At 62.5% G+C, this 21,780-nt stretch carries 21 protein-coding genes; 3 read left to right on the top strand and 18 right to left on the bottom strand.

Features of this window, described 5'->3' with window-relative positions; translation table 11 throughout:
• Nucleotides 1–23: 23 nt before the first annotated feature.
• Nucleotides 24–2,141, top strand: coding sequence for a RelA/SpoT family protein (locus FN835_RS04875; protein ID WP_142662075.1), 2,118 nt, complete (start codon nt 24–26; stop codon nt 2,139–2,141).
• Here the strand turns inward: FN835_RS04875 and FN835_RS04870 are convergent.
• From FN835_RS04870 to FN835_RS04860, 3 genes are read right to left on the bottom strand one after another with little or no spacing between them, the layout of a single operon-like run.
• Nucleotides 2,138–3,445 carry an NAD(P)/FAD-dependent oxidoreductase gene (locus FN835_RS04870; protein WP_142662074.1) on the bottom strand — a complete coding sequence of 436 codons (1,308 nt, stop codon included), beginning with the start codon at nt 3,443–3,445 and terminating at the stop codon, nt 2,138–2,140. The two genes, FN835_RS04875 and FN835_RS04870, sit on opposite strands and share 4 nt — an antisense overlap.
• On the bottom strand, nt 3,442–4,800 hold the full coding sequence (locus FN835_RS04865; RefSeq protein ID WP_142662073.1) for a glutamine synthetase family protein: 1,359 nt from the start codon (nt 4,798–4,800) through the stop codon (nt 3,442–3,444). Before FN835_RS04865 ends, FN835_RS04870 begins: the two co-directional genes overlap by 4 nt.
• A complete protein-coding gene (locus FN835_RS04860) occupies nt 4,797–5,495 on the bottom strand; it encodes a type 1 glutamine amidotransferase (protein WP_142662072.1) in 699 nt (232 codons plus the stop codon). Before FN835_RS04860 ends, FN835_RS04865 begins: the two co-directional genes overlap by 4 nt.
• A gap of 140 nt (nt 5,496–5,635) precedes the next feature.
• Between FN835_RS04860 and FN835_RS04855 the strand changes: the two genes are divergently transcribed.
• Nucleotides 5,636–6,763 carry an aminotransferase class V-fold PLP-dependent enzyme gene (locus tag FN835_RS04855; protein ID WP_142662071.1) on the top strand — a complete coding sequence of 376 codons (1,128 nt, stop codon included), beginning with the start codon at nt 5,636–5,638 and terminating at the stop codon, nt 6,761–6,763.
• A 30-nt stretch (nt 6,764–6,793) separates the two neighbouring features.
• Here the strand turns inward: FN835_RS04855 and FN835_RS04850 are convergent, their stop codons facing one another.
• The 11 genes from FN835_RS04850 to secG all read right to left on the bottom strand — a co-directional run bounded on the left by FN835_RS04850 (nt 6,794) and on the right by secG (nt 16,269).
• Nucleotides 6,794–8,125 (bottom strand): glutamine synthetase family protein, encoded by a 1,332-nt coding sequence (locus FN835_RS04850; RefSeq protein WP_142662070.1) that lies wholly within the window; start codon nt 8,123–8,125, stop codon nt 6,794–6,796.
• 3 nt (nt 8,126–8,128) lie between these two features.
• Nucleotides 8,129–8,956, bottom strand: a complete 828-nt coding sequence (locus FN835_RS04845) for an ABC transporter permease (protein WP_142662069.1) — start codon at nt 8,954–8,956, stop codon at nt 8,129–8,131.
• Nucleotides 8,953–9,831, bottom strand: a complete 879-nt coding sequence (locus tag FN835_RS04840) for an ABC transporter permease (RefSeq protein WP_142662068.1) — start codon at nt 9,829–9,831, stop codon at nt 8,953–8,955. The genes FN835_RS04845 and FN835_RS04840 overlap by 4 nt, the downstream gene beginning before the upstream one ends.
• Before the next feature lie 47 nt (nt 9,832–9,878).
• Nucleotides 9,879–10,607 (bottom strand): transporter substrate-binding domain-containing protein, encoded by a 729-nt coding sequence (locus tag FN835_RS04835; RefSeq protein WP_142662067.1) that lies wholly within the window; start codon nt 10,605–10,607, stop codon nt 9,879–9,881.
• A gap of 18 nt (nt 10,608–10,625) precedes the next feature.
• Entirely contained in the window at nt 10,626–11,429 is an 804-nt protein-coding gene (locus tag FN835_RS04830) for an ABC transporter ATP-binding protein (RefSeq protein ID WP_142662066.1), read from the bottom strand.
• Nucleotides 11,430–11,507: 78 nt separating this feature from the next.
• Nucleotides 11,508–11,969 (bottom strand): tellurite resistance TerB family protein, encoded by a 462-nt coding sequence (locus FN835_RS04825; RefSeq protein ID WP_142662065.1) that lies wholly within the window; start codon nt 11,967–11,969, stop codon nt 11,508–11,510.
• 73 nt (nt 11,970–12,042) lie between these two features.
• Nucleotides 12,043–12,345: a DUF1330 domain-containing protein gene (locus FN835_RS04820; RefSeq protein WP_142662064.1), complete on the bottom strand. Its 303-nt coding sequence runs from the start codon at nt 12,343–12,345 to the stop codon at nt 12,043–12,045.
• Nucleotides 12,346–12,441: 96 nt separating this feature from the next.
• A complete protein-coding gene (gene ppk2 / locus FN835_RS04815; protein WP_221930397.1) occupies nt 12,442–13,350 on the bottom strand; it encodes a polyphosphate kinase 2 in 909 nt (302 codons plus the stop codon).
• 68 nt (nt 13,351–13,418) lie between these two features.
• Nucleotides 13,419–13,871, bottom strand: a complete 453-nt coding sequence (locus FN835_RS04810) for a hypothetical protein (protein WP_246098652.1) — start codon at nt 13,869–13,871, stop codon at nt 13,419–13,421.
• A 45-nt stretch (nt 13,872–13,916) separates the two neighbouring features.
• The gene (locus FN835_RS04805) at nt 13,917–15,560 is read right to left on the bottom strand and encodes a CTP synthase (RefSeq protein ID WP_142662062.1); all 1,644 of its coding nucleotides are present in this window, start codon (nt 15,558–15,560) and stop codon (nt 13,917–13,919) included.
• Between the two features lie 148 nt (nt 15,561–15,708).
• Nucleotides 15,709–16,269 (bottom strand): preprotein translocase subunit SecG, encoded by a 561-nt coding sequence (gene secG, locus FN835_RS04800; protein ID WP_142662061.1) that lies wholly within the window; start codon nt 16,267–16,269, stop codon nt 15,709–15,711.
• A 54-nt stretch (nt 16,270–16,323) separates the two neighbouring features.
• Here secG and FN835_RS04795 point away from each other — a divergent pair, with 54 nt between their 5' ends.
• Nucleotides 16,324–17,757: a cobyric acid synthase gene (locus tag FN835_RS04795; RefSeq protein ID WP_142662060.1), complete on the top strand. Its 1,434-nt coding sequence runs from the start codon at nt 16,324–16,326 to the stop codon at nt 17,755–17,757.
• Here the strand turns inward: FN835_RS04795 and FN835_RS04790 are convergent.
• The 4 genes from FN835_RS04790 to gltX all read right to left on the bottom strand — a co-directional run bounded on the left by FN835_RS04790 (nt 17,754) and on the right by gltX (nt 21,679).
• Nucleotides 17,754–18,407 (bottom strand): SDR family NAD(P)-dependent oxidoreductase, encoded by a 654-nt coding sequence (locus tag FN835_RS04790; RefSeq protein WP_142662059.1) that lies wholly within the window; start codon nt 18,405–18,407, stop codon nt 17,754–17,756. The two genes, FN835_RS04795 and FN835_RS04790, sit on opposite strands and share 4 nt — an antisense overlap.
• 66 nt (nt 18,408–18,473) lie before the next feature.
• Nucleotides 18,474–18,851 carry a DUF1284 domain-containing protein gene (locus FN835_RS04785; RefSeq protein ID WP_142662058.1) on the bottom strand — a complete coding sequence of 126 codons (378 nt, stop codon included), beginning with the start codon at nt 18,849–18,851 and terminating at the stop codon, nt 18,474–18,476.
• Nucleotides 18,852–18,922: 71 nt separating this feature from the next.
• Nucleotides 18,923–20,215 (bottom strand): citrate synthase, encoded by a 1,293-nt coding sequence (gene gltA / locus FN835_RS04780; RefSeq protein ID WP_142662057.1) that lies wholly within the window; start codon nt 20,213–20,215, stop codon nt 18,923–18,925.
• Between the two features lie 57 nt (nt 20,216–20,272).
• Nucleotides 20,273–21,679, bottom strand: coding sequence for a glutamate--tRNA ligase (gene gltX / locus FN835_RS04775; protein WP_142662056.1), 1,407 nt, complete (start codon nt 21,677–21,679; stop codon nt 20,273–20,275).
• Nucleotides 21,680–21,780 lie beyond the last annotated feature (101 nt).

Here is a 21,780-nt window from a genome sequence, read left to right as displayed (position 1 = left end):
CGATAGAGGTTTTCGGCACTGAGATGATCGACGTCGAAGACCTTATCGCGCTTGTTCGCAACTACAACCCGCGCACCAATGCAGACCTGATCCGCGACGCCTATGAATATGGGCGTCGTATGCACGAAGGGCAGTTCCGCCACTCGGGCGAACCGTATTTCACGCACCCCGTCGCCGTGGCCGCCATCCTGACCGAAATGCGGCTGGACGATGCGACGATCATCACCGCGCTTTTGCACGACACGATCGAAGACACCCGCTCGACCTGGGGCGAGGTGTCGCAGATGTTCGGGCGCGAGATTGCCGATCTTGTCGATGGCGTCACCAAGCTGACCAATCTGCAGCTTTCGGGCGCACATTCCAAACAAGCCGAGAATTTTCGCAAGCTTTTCATGGCCATGTCGCGCGATCTTCGCGTGATCCTGGTCAAGCTTGCCGACCGTCTGCACAATATGCGCACGATCAAGTCGATGCGCCCGGACAAGCAGGCACAAAAGGCGCGCGAAACCATGGACATCTATGCCCCGCTGGCCGGGCGCATGGGTATGCAATGGATGCGCGAAGAGTTGGAAGACCTTGCCTTCAAGGTCATCAACCCCGAAGCGCGCAACTCGATCATCCGCCGTTTTGTCAGCCTGCAACGCGAATCCGGCGATGTGATCCCCAAGATCACCGCCGACATTCGCAGCGAGCTTGAGCGTGAGGGGATCGAGGCCGATGTTTACGGTCGCGCGAAAAAGCCCTTTAGCATCTGGCGCAAGATGCAGGAAAAGCAGCTGTCCTTTTCGCGGCTTTCTGACATTTACGGCTTCCGCATCCTGACCCGGACCGAGGCGGATTGCTATCGCACGCTGGGCGTGATCCACCACCGTTGGCGCGCCGTGCCGGGTCGGTTCAAGGATTATATCAGCCAGCCCAAGGCCAACGGCTACCGCTCGATCCACACCACGGTATCGGGCCGCGACGGCAAGCGGGTCGAGGTTCAGATCCGCACCCGCCAGATGCACGAAGTCGCGGAATCGGGCGTTGCGGCGCATTGGGCCTATCGCGACGGCGCGCGGACGGAAAACCCCTTTGCCGTCGATCCGGGCGAATGGATCGCCAGCCTGACCGAGCGTTTCGGCGAGGAGGACCACGACGAATTCCTTGAGCATGTGAAGCTTGAGATGTATTCGGATCAGGTCTTCTGCTTCTCGCCCAAGGGCGACGTGATCCCGCTGCCCAAGGGCGCGACGCCGATTGATTTTGCCTATGCGATCCACACCCGGCTGGGTAACAGCTGTGTCGGCGCCAAGGTGGACGGTATCCGTGTGCCGCTGTGGACCCGGTTGAAGAACGGGCAGTCGGTCGAGATCATCGCCGCCTCGGGTCAGCGTCCGCAGCCGACATGGCTGGACATCGTGGTCACGGGCCGCGCCAAGGCAGCGATCCGCCGCAGCCTGCGTCAGGAAGACCGCTCGCGCTTTATCCGGCTTGGATCAGAGTTGGTGCGTGTGGCGTTCGAACATGTCGGGCGGCGCGTCACCGACAAGGCGCTGCGCACGGCGGCGCGGACGATGGCGCTGGGGGATACGGACGAATTGCTGGCCCGCATCGGCAGCGCCGAGATTTCTGCGCATGAGGTGCTGTCCGCGCTTTACCCCGAACTTGCCGCCAAGCGCAGCGAGATCGACGCCAAACGCGCCGTTGCCGGGCTTGAGGCGGATCAGGAATTCACCCGAGCGCCCTGCTGCAACCCGTTGCCCGGCGAACGGATCATCGGCATCACCTATCGCGGCAAGGGTGTCGTTATCCACGCCATCGATTGCCCCGTGCTGGCCGAGTTCGAAGACAGTCCTGAACGCTGGGTCGATCTGCATTGGCGCGAAGGTCAGCATCCTGCGGCCTATTCGACCGACTTGTCGCTGACCATCCGCCATGATGCGGGGGTTCTGGGGCGTATCTGCACGCTGATCGGCTTGCAGGGTGCGAATATCTCGGATCTGGAATTCGTTGATCGCAAACCCGATTTCTACCGCCTGCGGGTCGAGGTCGAGCTGCGTGACCGCGAGCATCTGCACGCGCTGCTGACCGCGCTAGAGGCGGAAAGCGATGTGGCGCAGGTCGCACGTATCCGCGACCCGCTGGCGCATATCGCCTAAATCCCCAGCCTGTCGCGCAGCGAATACCAGGACATGCCCGCCACAAGCAGCGGCCAGCGCAGCATGGCCCCGCCGGGGAACGGCTTCTGGGGCAGGGCGGCCATGGCGTCGAACCCTTCGGACTGACCTGCGACGGCCTGTGCCATCAGCTTGCCTGCAAGGTTCGCAATCGCCAGCCCGTGCCCGGAATATCCGCTGGCCGACAGGCAATTCGGCGCGGGCCGTATAAAGCACGGCATCCGGTTCATGGTGATCGCCAGCGTGCCGCCCCAAGCATGGGTCATGCGCACATCATGCAATGCGGGATATATCTCAAGCAAGGGCTTGCGAACCTTGGCGAAAATATCATTGGGAAAGCTGTAGCTGACATTTTCGCCGCCGCCAAAAATCAGCCGCCCCTCGGGGTCGATGCGCCAGTAGTTCACCACGAATTTCGTGTCATGCACACCGATGTCGCGGGTCAGCACCTGCGCCCGGCGCGCGCCCAACGGCTCGGTCGCGACGATGAAATTGTTGATCGGCATGACGCGGGCCGCGACCTTCGGCTCCAGATCGCCAAGATAGGCATTGGCGGCAAGGATCAGGTGATCGCAGGTGACGCGGCCCTGCGCGGTCGTAACCACGGTTTTCTGCGTGGCGTTGCCGTGCTGGATCGCCGTGACTTCGGACAATTCATGGATACACGCACCGGCAGCATCGGCAAGGCGGGCGATTCCCAGCGCAAGGTTCAGCGGATGCAGATGCCCCGCGCCCATGTCCAATTCACCCGCGACATAGGCGTCCGAAGGCAGCAGCGCCCGGAACGCATCGCGGTCCAGAGCCTTGATCGCGTGATAGTCGTAGTCCCGCGCAAGCCGGTCGATCATCGCTTTCGCATGATCGAATTCGGCAGGTTTGCGAAAGGCGTGTGCGATGCCATCGGCCACCGGCACGCCGGATATTGCGGCCAGATCGCGGGTCAGCGTCTTTGCCGCTTCGGCCATGTCCCACAGCCTGCGCGCGGCTTCGCGTCCGGCCATGGCTTCCAGATCATCGACCTCCAGCCGTTGGCCCGAACCCAGTTGCCCGCCGTTGCGACCCGATGCGCCAAAGCCAACCCGATGTGCTTCCAGCAGGATGACGTCGCGCCCCGCCTCGGCCAAGTGCAGCGCGGCGGACAGGCCGGTATAGCCGCCGCCGATCACCACGACATCGGCCCGCGCCTCGCCCACAAGTGGGGGGAATGCGCGCAAATCCGCCCGCGTTGCGGCGTAAAGGCTGGGGGGATATTCCCCCAGCCGGTCGTTGGAGTGCAGAAGGTTCATACGTTCAGCAGCAGATGTTCGCGTTCCCACGGGCTGATGACCTGAAGGAACTCTTTGTATTCATTGCGCTTGACCGATTGATAGACGGCAAAGAACTCGGCCCCCAGCACGTCGCGCATGGCCGCGTTCTCCTCCATCAGGTCAAGCGCATCGCCAAGGTTATAGGGCAGCTCATCTTGCGACATATAGGCGTCGCCCAGACATTCGGCGCGGGGCATTTCCTGTTCGACCAGACCCAGATAACCGCAGGCAAGGCTGGACGCGAGGCCGAGATAGGGGTTGCAATCCATGCCCGCCAGCCGGTTTTCGATGCGCCGTGCCTCGGGCCCGGAAATAGGCACACGCAAGCCTGTGGTGCGGTTGTCACGACCCCATTCCAGATTGATGGGTGCAGCGAAATCAGGGACATAGCGGCGGTAACTGTTGACGTAAGGTGCCAGCAGCGCGATGGCCGCAGGCAGGTGGCGCTGCATCCCGCCGATGAAATGCATGAAGGCAGGCGTCTCGCGCCCCTGTTCGTCCGAAAAGATGTTCCGCCCGGTTTCCAGACTGACGACCGAGTGGTGGATATGCATGGCGCTGCCCGGCTCATCCTCGATCGGCTTGGCCATGAAGGTGGCGAAACAATCATGGCGTAACGCGGCTTCGCGGATCAGGCGCTTGAAGTAGAAGATCTGGTCGGCCAGATGCACCGGATCGCCGTGGTTCAGGTTGATTTCCACCTGACCGGCGCCGCCTTCTTGCAGGATGCCGTCGATTTCGAAGCCCTGCGCCTCGGCGAAATCATAGATGTCGTCGATCACCTTGCCGTATTCATCGACCGCCGACATGGAATAGGCCTGTTTCGCCGCCGCGCGACGCCCCGAGCGGCCCATGGGCGGGATGATCGGCTGGTTCGGGTCGATATTGCGCGCGACAAGGAAGAACTCCATTTCCGGCGCGACGATGGGTTTCCAGCCTTTTTCGCGATACAGCTCCAATACGCGCTTCAGCACGTTGCGCGGCGCTGTGGGGACCGGATCGCCCGACTGGTTCGTCACGTCATGGATGACCTGCAAGGTTACATCCGCCGTCCACGGCGCTGCCGTCGCGGTCGAGAAATCCGGTGTCAGGATCATGTCCGGCTCGGTAAAGGCGCCGGTCGGATTGTCGGCCCAATCGCCGGTAATCGTCTGCAGGAAAATCGAGTTCGGCAGGTAGAACCGTTCCTGATGTGCGAATTTCGATGCAGGCATGGCCTTGCCGCGTGCAACGCCCGCGATGTCGGCGACTATGCACTCAACCTCATCAAGGCGGCGGCCCTGCACGTAATCCTGCGCGGCCTGCGGCGTTTCTTCGATCCATCTGGCTTTCATGCGGCACCTTGCTTGTGGGCGCGGGGCGCCTTGAAGAAATGTTCGATCCGGTCGGCAATGGCACTGGACTGGCGCGGCCCGCCCATCCGGGCGCTGGCGCGGGCCAGCAGATCGTCGGGGACGACGCCCTTGGCACGTGTGTCGATCAGACCCTGAATAAAGTCGTCGCCGAACTCGGGATGGGCCTGCACGGTAAAGGCGCGGTCGTCATAGACCAGCGCCGCATTTTCGCAAAAGCCGTTGGTCGCGGCAATCTGCGCCCCTGTCGGGCGGCGTGTGACCTGATCCTGATGCCAAGCATTCAGCGTCACCGGCTCTCCGCCGAAATCGTAATCCTGCGCGCCAACCGACCAGCCGCCGGCATATTTCTCGACCTTGCCGCCAAGCGCCTGCGCGATGATCTGGTGGCCGAAACAGATGCCGACCATGGGGATATGCGCGGCATAGGCGTCGCGGATGAATGCCTCAAGCGGGGGGATGAAGGCGTGGTCTTCGTAAGCGCCGTGGCGCGATCCGGTCAGCAGCCAGCCGTCGGCGTCATGGACGCTTGCGGGAAACTGCATCCCCTCGACGTGATAGCTGGTAAATTCAAAGCCACGTCCGGCAAGCATCCGCTGGAACATGGTGTCGTAGTCACCCAATTCGCCGCGAATGGTTTCGGGCGACTGGCCGCATTTCAAAATGCCGATACGCATGATTGGCCTTAAAGATTGTGTGGCATCAAGGTAATCGCCGATGCGCGGGCGGGCAAGCCCTAGCCAATTCGTGGGGCTGGCCCATGACTTCGGGCCGCACTAGGCTGGCCGCAAATATCCGCAGCAGGAAAGGAACAGCCATGCCCGGACTTCGCCCCGATGTCGATCCAGATGGCCTGCAAGAGTTCTCGGTCGTGTTCACCGACCGTTCGCTGAACCACATGTCGCAGAAATATCAGGGCGTGATGCGCGACATCTCGGCCAAGCTGCGGCAGGTCTATGCGGCGGATGCCGTGGCGCTGGTCCCCGGCGGCGGCACCTGCGCGATGGAGGCGGTGGCCCGCCAGTTCGGGCGCGACGCCCATGCGCTGATCGTGCGCAACGGGTTTTTCAGCTTCCGCTGGAGCCAGATCTTCGAGGCGGGCGGCTTTGCGCGCGAAACCACGGTGATGATGGCGCAGCGTGCGGGCAACGAACCGCTGGCCCCCTTTGCCCCGGCCCCGGTGCAGGAAGTGGTGGCCAAGATCCGCGAAACCCGCCCCGATGCCGTATTTGCGCCGCATGTCGAAACGGCGGCGGGAATGATCCTGCCCGATGACTATATCCGCGCGATCGCCGATGCCGCGCATGAGGTCGGCGCCATCATGGTGCTGGATTGCATCGCATCGGGCGCGGTCTGGGTGGATATGGCGGCAACGGGTGTTGATGTGCTGATCTCGGCGCCGCAAAAGGGTTGGTCGGCCTCGCCCTCGGCCGGGATGGTGATGCTGTCGGCGCGGGGTGCCGCGCGGCTGGAGGAGACCAGTTCCAACAGCTTCGCGCTGGATCTGAAGAAGTGGCGCGCAATCATGAAGGCGTATGAGGATGGCGGCCACGCCTATCATGCGACCATGCCAACCGATGCGATTGTCGGTCTGCACGCCGCGATGCAGGAAACCGAGGCGCTGGGGTTCGAGGCTGCGCGCGATGCGCAGTGGAAGCTGGGCAACGCCGTCCGCGCGGAACTGGCACGGCGCGGTTTGCGCTCGGTCGCGGCGGATGGGTTTGCCGCGCCGGGCGTGGTGGTCTGCTATACCGACGACCCCGACATCCAGAACGGCAAGAAATTCCTTGCCCAAGGCTATCAGATCGCAGCTGGCGTGCCCCTGCAAGTCGGCGAAGGCGAGGGGTTTCGCAGCTTCCGCATTGGCCTGTTCGGGTTAGACAAGCTGGCAGACGTAGACGGCACGCTGGCGCGGCTGATCCCGGCCTTCGACGCGGTCCTGTAAGGTTAGGGCGCGGGGAAAACCCGCGCCTTTTCAAACGGTATCAAGATAAAGTTCGACAGTTTCTTCGTCGGACAATTCGGCCATGTAATGCAGTTCCTGCCGCTTGGTCATCACGAAATTCTCGATCAGATGCGCGGGGAAGATGCGCTTGATCTGCGGGCAGGTAGCAAAGGTGTCGATCGCCTCGCCCCATGTCGCAGGAAGTTGGGCCAGACCCTGTTCATAGGCGTTGCCCTGGATCGGCGGGGGCGGCTCAACGCCGTCCTCCAGCCCGTTCAGCGCGGCACCAAGGATCGCGGCGACCGTCAAATAGGGGTTCACATCCCCGCCTGCCACGCGATGTTCGATCCGGCGCGCCTTGGGGCCAGATGACGGGATGCGAATGGCCGAGGTGCGGTTTTCATAAGCCCAGCCGATGCCCGTCGGCGCATGGGCGTTGGGCACCAGACGGTCGTAGCTGTTTTCATGCGGTGCAAACAGCAGGGTCGAACCGGGCATGGCGTTCAGGCAACCCGCGACCGCGTGGCGCAGCTTGTCGGTCCCCAGATCGCCGCCATCGTCAAAGATGTTGTTGCCGTGCATGTCCAGAATCGAGAAGTGCATATGCATCCCCGAGCCGTTCCATTCTTCATAGGGTTTGGCCATGAACGACCCGGCAAAGCCGTATTGCCGCGCCAGTCCTTTGACCAACTGCTTGAAAAGCCATGAATCATCGGCGGCCTTCATTGGATCCGACTGGTGCATCAGGTTGATTTCGAACTGCCCCGGTGCGGCCTCGGAAATCGCGGTATCGGCGGGAATGTCCATCGCTTCGCACGCATCGTAAAGCGAGGTGAAGAAACGGTCAAAGGCGTCCAGCGCCCGTAGCGACAGGGTTTCAGCCCCGGTGCGGCGCTTGCCTGAACGCGGGCTGGGTGGCACGCGCAACTGGCCGCCGCTGTCGTCGATCAGGAAAAACTCCAGTTCGGTGGCGACAACAGGGGTCAGGCCCGCCGCCTTGTAGCGTTCAACGACACGGGCCAGGGCCTGACGCGGATCGCCATCATAGGGGCGGCCATCGGGATGGAACATCCAAAGGGGCAGCAGGCCGGTCGGAGCTTCCAGCCAAGGCATCGGCATGAAGCCCCTTTCCGTGGGCAGCAGCAGCCCATCAGGGTCGCCGGACTGAAAGACCAGCGGGCTGTCTTCGACATCCTCGCCCCAGATGTCCATGTTCAGCACCGAGAAGGGGAATTTCGTCCCTTCGGTCAATATCTTATCGGCGAAACGTGCCGGAACTCGTTTCCCACGGGCCATGCCGTTCAGATCGGCAGCGGCCACGCGGATGGTTTTGACTTCGGGATGCTCGCGCAACCAGTCCATTTGTCACCTGAGAAGATTTGGCCGATAGCGGATGCGCCTGACCGCGCCCGGCAAATGGCGGTTCAGCCGCCGGTTGATGACCCCAAACAGTGAAATCAGGCACAGGGTCAGAAGGATGAAGTAACCCGCAACGATCGGATAGGCGATGAAGGGGTTAAAGGTCTTGTCGGCAAAAAAGCTGGCGTAATACAGCGCGTCGCCCTGTTGGCGGAATGCCGGAAAGCTGGAAAAGAACACCAGCGTCGTGGCATGAAACAGAAAGATCGCCTCATTCGTATAGGCGGGCCATGCCAGCCGCATCGCATTGGGCCAGACCACGCGCCGATAGCGGGTCCAGCCGGTCATGCCATAGGCATCCGCCGCCTCAAGCTCGCCCTTGGGCAGGTTGCGCAGCGCGCCGTAGAAGATCTCGGCAGAATAGGCGGCAGTGTTCAGCGTCAGCACGAACAGCGCCCCGGCCCATGCCCGCGTGATCCAGCCGGTTTCAACAGTCAGGCCGAAGATGTCGATGCCGGCGCGGGGCAGTTGGACCAGCGCCTCATACGCGACAAAGAATTGGATGAACAGCGGGCTGCCACGAAACAGAAAGATGAACCATTCCGCAGGTTTGCGCAGGATGGGGTTTTCGCTGATCTTGGCCAGTGCCAGCCCATTCGCCAGAAAGAAGCCAAAGAACAGCGCCAGCGCGCCGAAATAGATGTTCCAGATCAGCCCCGAACCGATCAGCGCGAAATGTTCGCACAGGCTAAAGCCGGTGCGCGGCAGCAACCGTTCCCCGATCCCAAGCGAGCGCAGGCCGTAATCTTGCAGCGTTTGCAGGCATTGGCTCATGTCGCGGCCTTTCGCATGGCCTCACCGGCCATGGTGGCCTGACCCGCAGAAAGCCGGGCGCGGATGCGGTCGAAGATACGTTCCGACCCCCAAGTCATCAGCAGATAGAACACTAGAATTCCAAGGAAATAGTAAAGCCGCCAATCCGGGTGCGGATAGGAATAGGCGCTGGTCTTGGCGCTGCCCAATTCGCGCGCCCAATAGACGATATCTTCGACCCCCAGAACGAACAGCAGCGGCGTTGCCTTGATCAGGATCATCCACAGGTTCGCAAGGCCGGGCAGGGCATATGTCCACATTTGCGGGATCAGGATGCGGCGGTTCACCTGACGCTGCGACATGCCGTAAGCCTCGGCCGTTTCGATCTGGGCGCGGGGAACGGCATTCATCGCGCCGTAAAGCACATTCGCGGCAAATGCGCCAAAGACGATGGCGAATGCGATCACCGCCAGCGCCACGCCATAAATCTCGTGTACCCATTCGGGCGAGGTGGAAAGCGGCAGCTTGGCCGCAGCGCAGACCACGAATTCATTGCCCTGCCGGATCGGGACCGATGGGTCGCAGAACGCTTGCGCGCGCAGCCATTCCAGGCCCTGGTCCAGCGCGATCGGCACGAACAGGAAAAAGATGATGTCAGGCACGCCCCTGACCATCGAGGTGTAGGTCTTGCCGAACCAGCGAACGGGTGCAATGCGCGACCGCGACGCCATCGCCCCGCCAAAGCCGAAAAGCAGCGCCGCCGGTGCGGTGATCGCCAGCAAAAGCAGCACCGTCCCAAAGGACAGGTAAAACAGGACATGCTTGCCCGAGCCGAGGTAGCAAAACAGCCACGCTAGCCCTTCAAGCGTTTTCGGATCGGCGCAGGATGCGAACATGGGTCACCAAATCGCCCCGCCCGACAGGACGGGCGGGGCTTGTTTTCTTAGAAATACTCGGCGCCGTCGCCGAACCATTTCTTGATGAGTTCATTCAGCGAGCCGTCTTCCTTCATCGAGGTGATGGCCGTGTCGAATTTCTCTTTCAGCGCGGTGTCGGATTGGCGCAGCGCCATGCCGATGCCTTCGCCCAGCGGGATGTTGTCCTGACCCGTCACCCAGACCATCGCGCCATTCGATTCATTCACGACCGGCGCAAGAAAGTCCTTGTCGGCAAAGACCGCCTCGGCCTCGCCATTACGGACGGCGCCGACAGCTTCGTCGGGCGTGGCGAATTCCAGCAGTTCCGCGCCCGATTCTGCCACATGCGCGGCCTGAATGGTGTTGGTCTGGGCTGCGACGATGCCTTGGGTCACGTCCACATCCGCCTCGGGCGCGGCATAGGCCGAAGGCGTCGGCGGCAGGTAGTTCTGGCTGAACAGCACGGCCTTCTTGCGTTCCTCGGTGATGCTCATGCCCGCCATGATCGCGTCATAGTTTGAGCTGTTCAGGTTCGGGATGATGCTGTCCCAGTCGTTCTTGACCCAGGTGCATTGCAGTTCGGCGCGCTTGCAAAGTTCGTTGCCCAGCTCGATTTCGAAGCCGTCCACCTCGCCCTTGTCGTTGACGAGGTTATAGGGAGGGTAGGCGCCTTCGGTCGCGAGGCGCACGTTCTGCGCCATGCCCATCCCGGTGGTCAGCGCCAGCGCCGCGGCGGCAAGCATCAGTTTCTTCATCATTCTCTCCTGTTGGTCTTATTCGGCCATTGTGGCGCTTAGGAATTGGCGCAGACGCTCGGATCGCGGGGCGCCGAAAAGCTGTGCGGGTGGGCCTTCTTCTTCGATCCGGCCTTGATGCAGGAATACGACGTGATCGCTGACATCGGCGGCAAGGCGCATGTCATGCGTCACCAGCAGCATGGTGCGGTGTTCCGTGGCCAGATCCTTGATGACGCGCACGACCTCTTTTTGCAGCTCGGGGTCCAGTGCGCTGGTTGGTTCGTCCAGCAGCAGCGCCTTGGGTTCCATGCACAAAGCGCGCGCAATGGCGGCGCGCTGCTGCTGACCGCCGGAAAGCTGGGCGGGCCAGTTGTCGGCCTTGTCCCCGATTCCGACTTTTGCCAGCAGTTCGCGGGCGCGCTTTTCGACCGCAGCCGGGTCGCGTTTCAGCACATGGACGGGGGCTTCCATGACGTTTTGCAGCACGGTCATGTGGGACCACAGGTTGAACTGCTGAAACACCATCGAAAGATTGGTGCGGAGCCGCGTCACCTGTGCACGATCGGCGGGCACGCGGGCCAGACCTTCGCCGCGCCAGCGCACCGGCTCGCCCTCGAACAGGATTTCGCCTTGCTGGCTGTCTTCCAGCAGGTTGCAGCAACGCAGCAGCGTCGATTTCCCCGAACCCGAGGAGCCGATCAGGCTGATGACATGCCCCCGCGGAGCGGTCAGGCTGACACCCTTCAGAACCTCCAGCTGGGCATAGGCCTTGTGAAGGTTTCTGATCTCGATCACCGGGGTGTCGGCGGCTGTGGTGGTATTGGTCTTAGCTTGGCTCATGCCTTAATCAGGCTTTATTTGCTACGGGATTGCAACGCTTTCCTACCTGACTTTCCGGGCAGGGACGCAACGTGCCTGCTAATGACCCGTAATGCCCAGATCGTCCAGCACCCGCTGACGCACCAAGGCCGAATCGCGATCGTTCACGCCCAGAAGTCCGGCAACAAGGCGCACCATGCTGTCTTCTTCCGCGCTGCGCCTGCCATCGGCCAGCGCGATTTCCCACATGGCGGCGATGACGTTCTGGCGGTCGTCCAGATCTACGCGATCCTTGATGGTGCGGGTAAAGCGCACGGTATCGGGGGCCTCGGCCTCGATCATCTCGGCTGCGGCGCGGCGTTCGGCGGCCTCATCGGCGTTCAGGCCACGGCGACGCGCCAGCACGGCTTCGATCCGCCGCTTTTCGGTTTCCGAATAGCGGTCATCGGCCCGCGCGATCCGCACAAGCAAGGCCGCGATGGCCACTTCGCTATCCTGCGCGGAAAGCGTTGCCGTATTTGGCGTGTCGGTGAAAAGGCGGCTGAGCAGATTGCGAAACATACCCTTATCCTAGGGCAAGTCGGCCCCCGACAGAAGCGAATAAGCGTTGTTCACCCGAAACATAACGCATTCGTCACATGCCTTGGTCGTCATATCCTTCGACGATGATCAGGTCCGCCGTCGAACAGGGCTGACGCAGTTTCAGGGCCGTCTGATATTCCGGGCTTTCATAGCAGGCGCGGGCCGTCGCAAGATCGGTGAATTCCAGAACGACGCTTCGCGGACGCAGCGCGCCTTCGCGCTGATCCTGCGCGCCAGCCCGCACCAGAAAGCGCGCGCCGTATTTCTGAAACGCCGCAGCATTGGCGCTGCGATAAGCCTCATATGCGGCGGGATCATCGACCGAGACATGGGCGATCCAATAGGCTTTGGGCATGGACGGGCCTTTCCGTTGGCAAATATCAGGAACCCAGTCATGACAAATCCCCGGCCGGGCGCAAGCCTGACCGGGGACGAAGCAAGATCGGTGCGATCAGTAACGCTGCGGGACGTAAAGTTCCGGCGGCAGGATGTCGCGTTCATAGTCGGGGTTGAACACACGATCCGGCAGCGTGATTTCATCATGCGGAACGGGTTCATAGGGGATCAGGCTCAGCAGATGGCTGATGCAATTCAGGCGCGCGCGTTTCTTGTCATTGCCCGGAACGATATACCACGGCGCTTCCGGGATGTTGGTGCGCTCCAGCATCTCCTCTTTGGCCTTGGTATAGTCTTCCCAGCGGACGCGCGACTGCAGGTCCATCGGCGACAGTTTCCACTGCTTCATCGGGTCGTGAATACGCATCAGGAAGCGCATCTGCTGTTCTTCGTCGGTGATCGAGAACCAGTATTTGATCACGCGGATGCCCGAACGCACCAGCATACGCTCGAATTCCGGGACATCGTTAAAGAACTGTTCGACCTGCGGTTCGGTCGCAAAGCCCATCACACGCTCGACGCCGGCGCGGTTATACCAGCTGCGGTCCAGCAGGACGATTTCACCACCCGCGGGCAGGTGCGGCACATAACGCTGGAAATACCATTGGGTCTTTTCGCGATCCGACGGCGCGGGCAACGCCACGACGCGGCAGACGCGCGGGTTCAGGCGCTGGGTGATGCGCTTGATCGCGCCACCTTTCCCGGCACTGTCGCGACCTTCGAAGATAACGACGACCCGTTCCTTGTGATAGCTGACCCAATCCTGCAGCTTGATCAGTTCGGATTGCAGGCGCAGAAGTTCGCCAAGATATTCCTTGCGCTGCATCTGGTTGGGATGCGCGTCGCGGTAGATGCGGGCGATTTCCTGCGACAGAATGGAATCTTCAAGCTCGATCTCAATATCTTCGTCGAGCGTGTCTTCAAGTTCTGCCTCAAGCCAGCTTTTCGGGGCTTCGTCCTGCATGTCCATCTCCTGCATTCTTGTGCGCGGTCTAGCGAGGCCGTGTGACAATTGCGTATCGTATTGCAGACTTAGAACAAGCCTGCGCAGGCCCGCGTGACACCAAAGGCGAAATTTCCGGCTTCGGCATCGGCCACCGTGCCGCACCAGCGCCCATCCCCCGAAAACAGGCTTTTGCCTGATTTGGGGCGGTAAAGCACACGTTTGCCGTTCAGGTCGAACAGGTTCAGCGTGCCCGCATCGTTGCGGACGTAATATCCCACCACCTCGCCGTCCGAGGTGAAGATGACACGCTTTTCATTGGCAGGGTTGCGGGGGGAGTTGGAAAAGCTGGCCGATGAATTCGCCGCACTGGCCGATGAATTCGCGGCCGCATTGGGCGAATTCGACTGGCGCGAGGGCGAGTTTTGCGGCGCACCCGGCCCAAGGTCAAAGGGCAGGCGCGTCTGGTCCAGCAGGAAAAGTGGCGCATCGGCCAGCACGGGGCTGGCCAACAGCGCAAGGATCAGGGCAAGACGCATCATGGGGACCATCGGTTCGGTGCCGCCATGATGCCGCAATTGGCGCGATCAGACCAGCCGTTCGCTTTCCATCGCCGCGCGCACGAAACCTGCGAAAAGCGGCGCAGGTTCAAAGGGCTTGGATTTCAGTTCGGGATGCGACTGCACGCCGATGAACCACGGATGGTCGCGATATTCCACGACTTCGGGCAGGCGCCCGTCCGGCGACATCCCCGAAAAAGACATGCCAGCCGATTCCAGCTGCTCGCGATATTTCGCATCTACTTCGTAGCGGTGGCGGTGGCGATCCTCGATCTCGGTCGCACCGTCATAGATTTCCGAGATCTTTGAGCCGGGCGTCAGCACCGCCGTATAGGCACCCAGACGCATCGTGCCACCCTTGTCGTCGGACAGCTTGCGCTGGACGGTGTAATTGCCCTGCACCCATTCCTTCAGGTGATAGACCACCGGGGTAAAGCGCGTTTCGCCGGCTTCATGGTCGAATTCCTCGGATCCGGCATCGGGCATGTCGGCCAGATTGCGCGCAGCCTCGATCACGGCCATCTGCATCCCCAGACAGATGCCCAGATAGGGCACCTTCTTTTCACGGGCATATTTCGCGGCCGCCACCATGCCTTCGGTCCCGCGTTCGCCGAAACCGCCGGGCACGATGATGCCGTCATAGCCGTCCAGCAGATGCGCGCCCTGACCCTCCAGTTTTTCGCTGTCCACCCAATCGGACTTGACGCGGACTCGGTTGGCCATGCCGCCATGGGTCAGCGCCTCAGAGATCGACTTATAGGCGTCCTCAAGCTGGGTATATTTGCCGACGATGGCGACTTTGACCTGACCCTCGGCATTGTTCAGCCGGTCCATCACGTCTTCCCAACGCGACATGTCGGGGCGTGGCGCGGGGCTGATCTGGAAGGCGTCCAGCACGGCCTGATCCAGACCGGCGCGGTGATAGGCCAGCGGCGCTTCATAGATCGACTTCAGGTCATAGGCCGGGATCACTGCATCGGGGCGGACATTACAGAACAGCGCGATCTTGGCACGTTCCTTTTCCGGAATCGGCTGTTCGCTGCGGCAGACCAGCACGTCCGGCTGCAACCCGATCGAGCGCAGTTCCTTGACGCTGTGCTGCGTCGGCTTGGTCTTCAACTCGCCACTGGCCGCCAGATATGGCAGCAGCGTCAGGTGCATGAAGATGCAGCGGCCACGCGGGCGGTCCTGAGCGAACTGGCGGATCGCCTCGAAAAAGGGCAGGCCCTCGATGTCGCCGACGGTGCCGCCGATCTCGCACAGCATGAAATCGACCTCATCCTCGCCCACGGCAAGGAAGTCTTTGATCTCATTGGTGACGTGCGGGATGACCTGAATGGTCTTGCCCAGATAGGCGCCCTTGCGCTCTTTCTCCAGCACGTTGGAATAGATCCGGCCCGACGATACCGAGTCGGTCTTGCGCGCCGACACGCCGGTGAAACGTTCGTAATGCCCCAGATCCAGATCGGTTTCGGCGCCGTCATCGGTGACGAAAACCTCGCCATGTTCGAAAGGCGACATCGTGCCCGGATCAACGTTCAGATAGGGGTCCAGCTTGCGCAGCCGCACCGTATAGCCGCGCGCCTGCAACAGCGCACCCAGCGCCGCCGATGCCAGCCCCTTGCCAAGCGAAGAAACAACACCGCCGGTGATGAAGATATAGCGCGCCATCCGAGGCCCCCGTGAGTCTGTCAAAATAGAGAAAGCGGCCCGAAAAAAGCCAGCATCACGGGAGTCAGGTTATAACCGATAAACCCCGTGGCCGCAACGGACCGCAAGTTGTCGTATGGGGTGCCAAAGGGCACCCCTATTTGTTGTGTCAGTTGGCCGGAGCAGGCGCCGGGGTTGCCGGGCTTTCGGTGGCCGGGGCTGCGGGTGCAGCCGCATCAGGCGTCGCAGGCGCAGGCTGGGCAGGGGTTTGCGCTGCCGGCGGCGTCACAGGCTCGGACGCCGCAGGTGCGGTTGCGGGTGCGGCGGCATTGCCTGCGGGCGCTTGTGCGCCACCCGGAACCGGCGGCAGGACGGGCTGGCCAGCCGCAGGCGGCGGCGCATATTCGCCGATGCCGGGCAGCGTGGTCGTGGGTTGTTCATCATTCCCGCCAAGGCCAAGCTGATCGACGATCGAGCCGTTCGAGGAATTGCGTGCCGCGATCACCGTCAGCGCAAGCGAGGTGATCAGGAATGCTGCGGCCAGACCCCAGGTGATGCGGGTCAGCGCGTTCGCCGCCTGACGCCCGGTCATCACGCCGTTGCCACCGCCACCGCCGCCCATGCCAAGGCCGCCGCCTTCGGACCGTTGCAGCAGCACGACCCCGATCAGCAGGACAGCAAGGATCAGATGCACGGTAAGGACGACGTTTTCCACCACGGGGCCTTTCATTCAGCGACGGGCCTATCTAGTCACCAAGGGCGGGATTGGCAAGCGGAGGCTTCCATGCGGGCGCTGATGATTCAGGGAACCGGCTCAAATGTCGGGAAATCGCTGCTGGTGGCGGGGCTTTGCCGTGCAGCAAGACTGCGGGGAATCAGTGTCGCGCCCTTCAAACCCCAGAATATGTCGAACAATGCCGCCGTCACCGCGGACGGCGGAGAGATCGGCCGCGCGCAGGCCCTGCAGGCGCGTGCGGCTGGGCTTGCTGCTTCGGTCCATATGAACCCCGTGCTGCTGAAGCCCGAGACAGACCGGGCCGCGCAGGTCGTCGTGCAGGGGCGTGCGGTGGCGCGGGCGGCGGCAGCGGATTACGGCGGGCTGAAATCCCAACTGATGGGCGCGGTGCTGGACAGTTTCGGCCAGCTGAAGGCGCAGCACGATCTGGTGATCGTCGAAGGCGCGGGCAGCCCCGCCGAGGTGAACCTGCGTCCGCGCGACATCGCCAATATGGGATTCGCCCGTGCCGCCGATGTGCCGGTGATCCTTGTGGGCGACATCGACCGGGGCGGCGTGATCGCGCAGCTTGTCGGGACGCAGGCGGTCATTGACCCCGACGACGCCGCGATGATCCGTGGCTTTATCGTCAACCGTTTTCGCGGCGATCCGTCGCTGTTCGACGGGGGCCGCAGCTTTATCGCCAAGCGGACGGGCTGGCCCGATCTGGGTCTGGTGCCGTGGTTTCCCGATGCAAGCCTGTTGCCCGCCGAGGATGCGGTGGACCTGCGCCGCGCGGCAGGCACGGGCGCCCTGCATATCGCCTGCCCGATGCTGTCGCGCATCGCGAATTTCGACGATCTTGACCCGTTGGCGGCGGAACCGGGCGTGCGCCTGACCATGGTTGCGCCGGGGCAGCCGCTGCCGGGCGACGCGGATGTGGTGATCCTGCCGGGCACGAAATCCACGCGCGGCGACCTGGCTTTCCTGCGGGCGCAGGGCTGGGACATCGATCTTGCCGGACATATCCGGCGCGGCGGGCATGTGCTGGGCATCTGCGGCGGCTATCAGATGCTGGGCAGATGGGTGCACGACCCGCAGGGCCATGACGGGCTGGCGGGCAGCGATCCCGGCCTTGGTCTGCTGGAGATCGAGACGCATATGTCCCCCGACAAGCGCCTGACACGCATTGCAGGCACCGCGCTTGGCACGCAGATCGAGGGGTATGAGATCCACATGGGCCGCAGCCACGGCCCCGATTGCGCGCGCCCCTTTGCCCATATCCCCGAACCCGACGGTGCAACCCGCGCCGATGGCCGGGTTGCGGGCACGTATCTGCACGGTTTGTTTGCCAGCGATGCGTTTCGCGCGGCATGGCTGGCGCGGCTGGGTGTGTCGTCAGCCCTGGATTACGGCGCGGGCGTCGAGGATGTGCTGGACCATCTGGCCCAGCATCTTGGAACGCATCTGGATGTCGACCGCATCTTTGCGCTGGCGCGTTAAAGGATTGAGGCGATGATCCGCTCTGCCTCGGTGCGGCAGGGGGTCAGGGTTGCGCGATCCTCGCCGGGGAAAAAGCGGGCGCGGGTTGCGGTGGGCATCGGCGCGGGCGTGGCGATGTGGACACGGGGGCCAATCGCCTCATTCTCGGCCTGCCAGCTGCGGGCAAGCGCGATCTGTGCGGATTTGGTCGCGCCGTAGCTGCCGAAGAATTTCTGACCGGCGCGCGGGTCGTCGAGAAACAGCGCCGCACCATTGCGGGCGCGCAGCAGCGGCTCGAACAGCGTGATCAGGCCGCGCGTGGCGACAATGTTCAGATCGACCGATTTCTGAAAGTCCTTGGCATCGACATGGCCCGCCGGGGCAAGCGGGGCGGCATGGATCGCGGTGTGCACCCACAGGTCCAGCCCACCCCAGCGCCCGGCCACCGCCTCGGCCAGTTTCATCATCGGCTCGGGCTGGCCCACATCCATCGGGGCCAGCGTCGCCGTGCCGCCCGCGCTGCGGATGCGGTCGTCCAGCTCCTCTAGCGCGCCGGTGGTGCGGGCGACGGCCAGCACGTGCCAGCCCCGCGCCGCCAGCGTTTCAGCCAATGCGGCACCCAACCCGCGCGAGGCGCCGGTGATCAGCGCAATCTTCGATGTGTCATCCATGTGCCTGATGTCGCACCCATCCTGCGTTCAGGCAAGCGGCTTTGTTGCGGGGGGCGGGTCTGTGGTTCAGCGGCTTTGCAGCGCGGCCAGCGCGGACTTGCACATGCCCAGTTCCAGCCAGCGGCAATCGTGGCACAGATAATCCAGATCATCGGGACGCAGGCGCGATGTGGCGCGGCCCTGCGCCTCGGCCCATGTGATCGTCTCGCCGCCCTCCAGCCCCAGCGCGTCGGCATGGCGGCTGTCCAGCCCCCAGATTCGCTGGGCCGACACGCAGCTGTCGCCGCGCCGCGAGGGGCAGGGCGCGCAGATCGCATCCGCCTGCCAGGTGAAGGTCACGGGTGTCGCCGGATCGGCGCGCAGCCGGTCGTTGACCACCGCGTCCATGTTCCGGCTGAAATCCGGCGTATAGCCGCGACCCTGCCAGCCGATCGCGCAAAGCACGTGGTGGGGCCGTAGAAGAACGGCCCCGAGATCGCTCCGGGGCCGTGTGTCCTGATGGTCGTGGCGCGCGCTCAGCGCTCGCCCATGTCTTGATAGTCGCGACGGGGCGAGCCGACATAAAGCTGGCGAGGACGGCCGATCTTGTTTTGCGGGTCCGAGATCATCTCTTTCCACTGTGCGATCCAGCCGACGGTGCGCGACAGCGCAAAGATCGGGGTGAACATCGCGGTCGGGAAGCCCATCGCCTCAAGGATGATGCCCGAATAGAAATCGACGTTCGGATACAGCTTTTTCGAGACGAAGTAATCGTCCTCCAGCGCGATCTTTTCCAGTTCCTTGGCAACCTGAAGCGTCGGGTTGTCGTGGATGCCCAGAAGCTCCAGCACCTCGTCTGCCGATTCCTTCATGACCTTGGCGCGCGGGTCGAAGTTCTTGTAGACGCGGTGGCCAAAGCCCATCAGGCGGAACGGATCGTCCTTGTCCTTGGCGCGGGCGATATATTCGGGAATGCGGTCCACGCTGCCGATTTCGCGCAGCATTTCCAGACATGCCTGGTTTGCGCCGCCATGTGCCGGACCCCAAAGGCAGGCGATGCCCGCTGCGATACAGGCAAAGGGGTTGGCACCCGACGAACCCGCCAGACGCACGGTCGAGGTCGAGGCGTTCTGTTCATGGTCGGCATGAAGCGTCATGATCCGGTCCATGGCCTTGGCCAGCGCCGGTTCCACGCGATACTGCTCGGCCGGGACCGAGAAGCACATGTGCAGGAAGTTCGCCGCATAGCTCAGGTCATTGCGCGGATAGACGAAGGGCTGGCCGATCGAATATTTATAGGCCATCGCGGCAATGGTCGGCAGCTTCGCGATCAGGCGGATCGAGGCGATCTCGCGCTGTTGGGGGTCCGAGATGTCGGTCGAGTCGTGATAGAACGCCGACATTGCGCCGACCACGCCCACCATGGTCGCCATTGGGTGCGCGTCCCGGCGGAAACCACGGAAGAAGTTGTGCATCTGCTCATGCACCATGGTGTGGCGCGTGACGCGGGTTTCGAAATCCTTCATCTGCGCCGCGGTGGGCAGCTCGCCGTAAAGCAGCAGGTAGCAGACTTCCAGATAGTTCGACTGATCGGCCAGCTGTTCGATCGGGTAGCCGCGATACCAAAGCTCGCCCTTGTCGCCGTCGATAAAGGTGATCGTCGAATCACAGGATGCGGTCGAGGTGAAGCCGGGGTCGTAGGTAAAGACGTCCGCCTGACCATAAAGCTTGCGGATGTCCATGACATCCGGGCCTGCCGTCGGGCTAAGGATCGGAAGTTCGATTTCCTTGCCTTCGACCAGCAGTTTTGCGGATTTGCTTTCTGCCATTCCCAGTCTCCTATAACACCTGTCTCCGGCTTGTTGCCGGATGATGGGCACGGGCGATCAGCCCGCCTGATCCTGCAACCGGGCCAGCGTCTCATCGCGGCCAAGCGCCAACATCATATCGAAAACGCTCGGGGTAGAGCTGCGACCTGCCAAAGCGGCGCGTAGCGGCGCCGCGATCTTGCCAAGCCCCAGTCCATGAGACTCGCCAATTTGTTTGGCGGCCGCCTCAAGCTCTTCGCGCACCCAGCTAACATGCTGCAATGCGGCAGTCAATTCGACTAGTATACCACGGGATACCGTATCCAGCGCAGTTGCCGCTTTTTCTTCAACCTCCAGCGGGCGGGCGACCAGCGCGAAATGACCCTGTTCCAGCAATGCGGGCAGGGTTTTCGCCTTGGCTTTCAGCACCGGAAGAATCGCCTCAAGTCGCGCAATCTGCACGGTTTCCAAAGGGTTTTGTCCGGTTTCGCGCAGATAGGCCGCGATTTCTTCCATCAGGTCGGCATCGTTCATCTGGCCGATATGATAACCGCTGACATGTTCCAGTTTTTTGAAATCCAGACGGGCAGGTGCTTTTCCTATTCCAGACAAATCGAACCATTCCATCGCCTGCGCGTCATCGAACAGCTCATCATCGCCATGGCTCCAGCCAAGACGGGCCAGATAATTCCGCATCGCAGCGGCAGGGTAACCAGCGGTTGCATATTCATGCAGGCCCACCGCGCCGTGGCGTTTGGACAGTTTTTTCCCATCCTGACCGTGGATCAGCGGGATATGGGCAAAGACCGGAACATCCCAGCCCATGCCCTGATAGACCTGCTGCTGACGGGCGGCATTGGTCAGGTGGTCGTCGCCCCTGATGATATGCGTAACGCCCATGTCGTGATCGTCCACTACGACCGCGTGCATATAAGTCGGCGTCCCGTCCGAACGCAGCAGGATCATGTCGTCCAACTGGTCGTTGCCGAAAACCACATCGCCCTGCACCGCATCGCGCACGACCGTCTGGCCTTCGCGCGGCGCACGCAGGCGGATGACAAACGGCGCATCGGGATAGGTCGAGGGGTCGGCGTCCCGCCAGGGCGACAGAAACAGCGTCGAACGCCCCTCGGCCCGCGCGGTTTCGCGGAACGTCTCGATTTCGTCCTGGGTCGAGAAGCACTTATAGGCGCTGCCATTGTCCAGCATCTGGCGCGCGACTTCGGCGTGACGCTCGCGCCCTTCGAACTGGCTGACCGGCGCGCCGTCCCAGTCAAGGCCCAGCCAGGTCAGACCCTTCAGGATTGCCTCGGTCGCTTCCGGGGTTGAACGGGCACGGTCGGTATCTTCAATGCGCAGCAGGAACTTGCCGCCGCGACCACGGGCATAAAGCCAGTTGAAAAGCGCCGTCCGCGCGCCGCCGATATGAAGGTATCCGGTGGGCGACGGGGCGAAGCGGGTCACGACGGGGCGGGAATCGGTCATGGGGCCAAACAGTCCAGAAATTCAGGGTTGGGGCAGATACCGTTAATCCTTTCGAAAGGGGCGGTATGCCAATCTCGGTGACAGAGATACGCAAGCCGTGG

It is taken from the genome of Paracoccus laeviglucosivorans (assembly GCF_900182695.1).
In the GTDB taxonomy this organism is placed as follows: Bacteria; Pseudomonadota; Alphaproteobacteria; order Rhodobacterales; family Rhodobacteraceae; genus Paracoccus; species Paracoccus laeviglucosivorans.
Note: the sequence above shows the minus strand (reverse complement) of the source record. Positions and strands in the feature narration are given on the sequence as shown.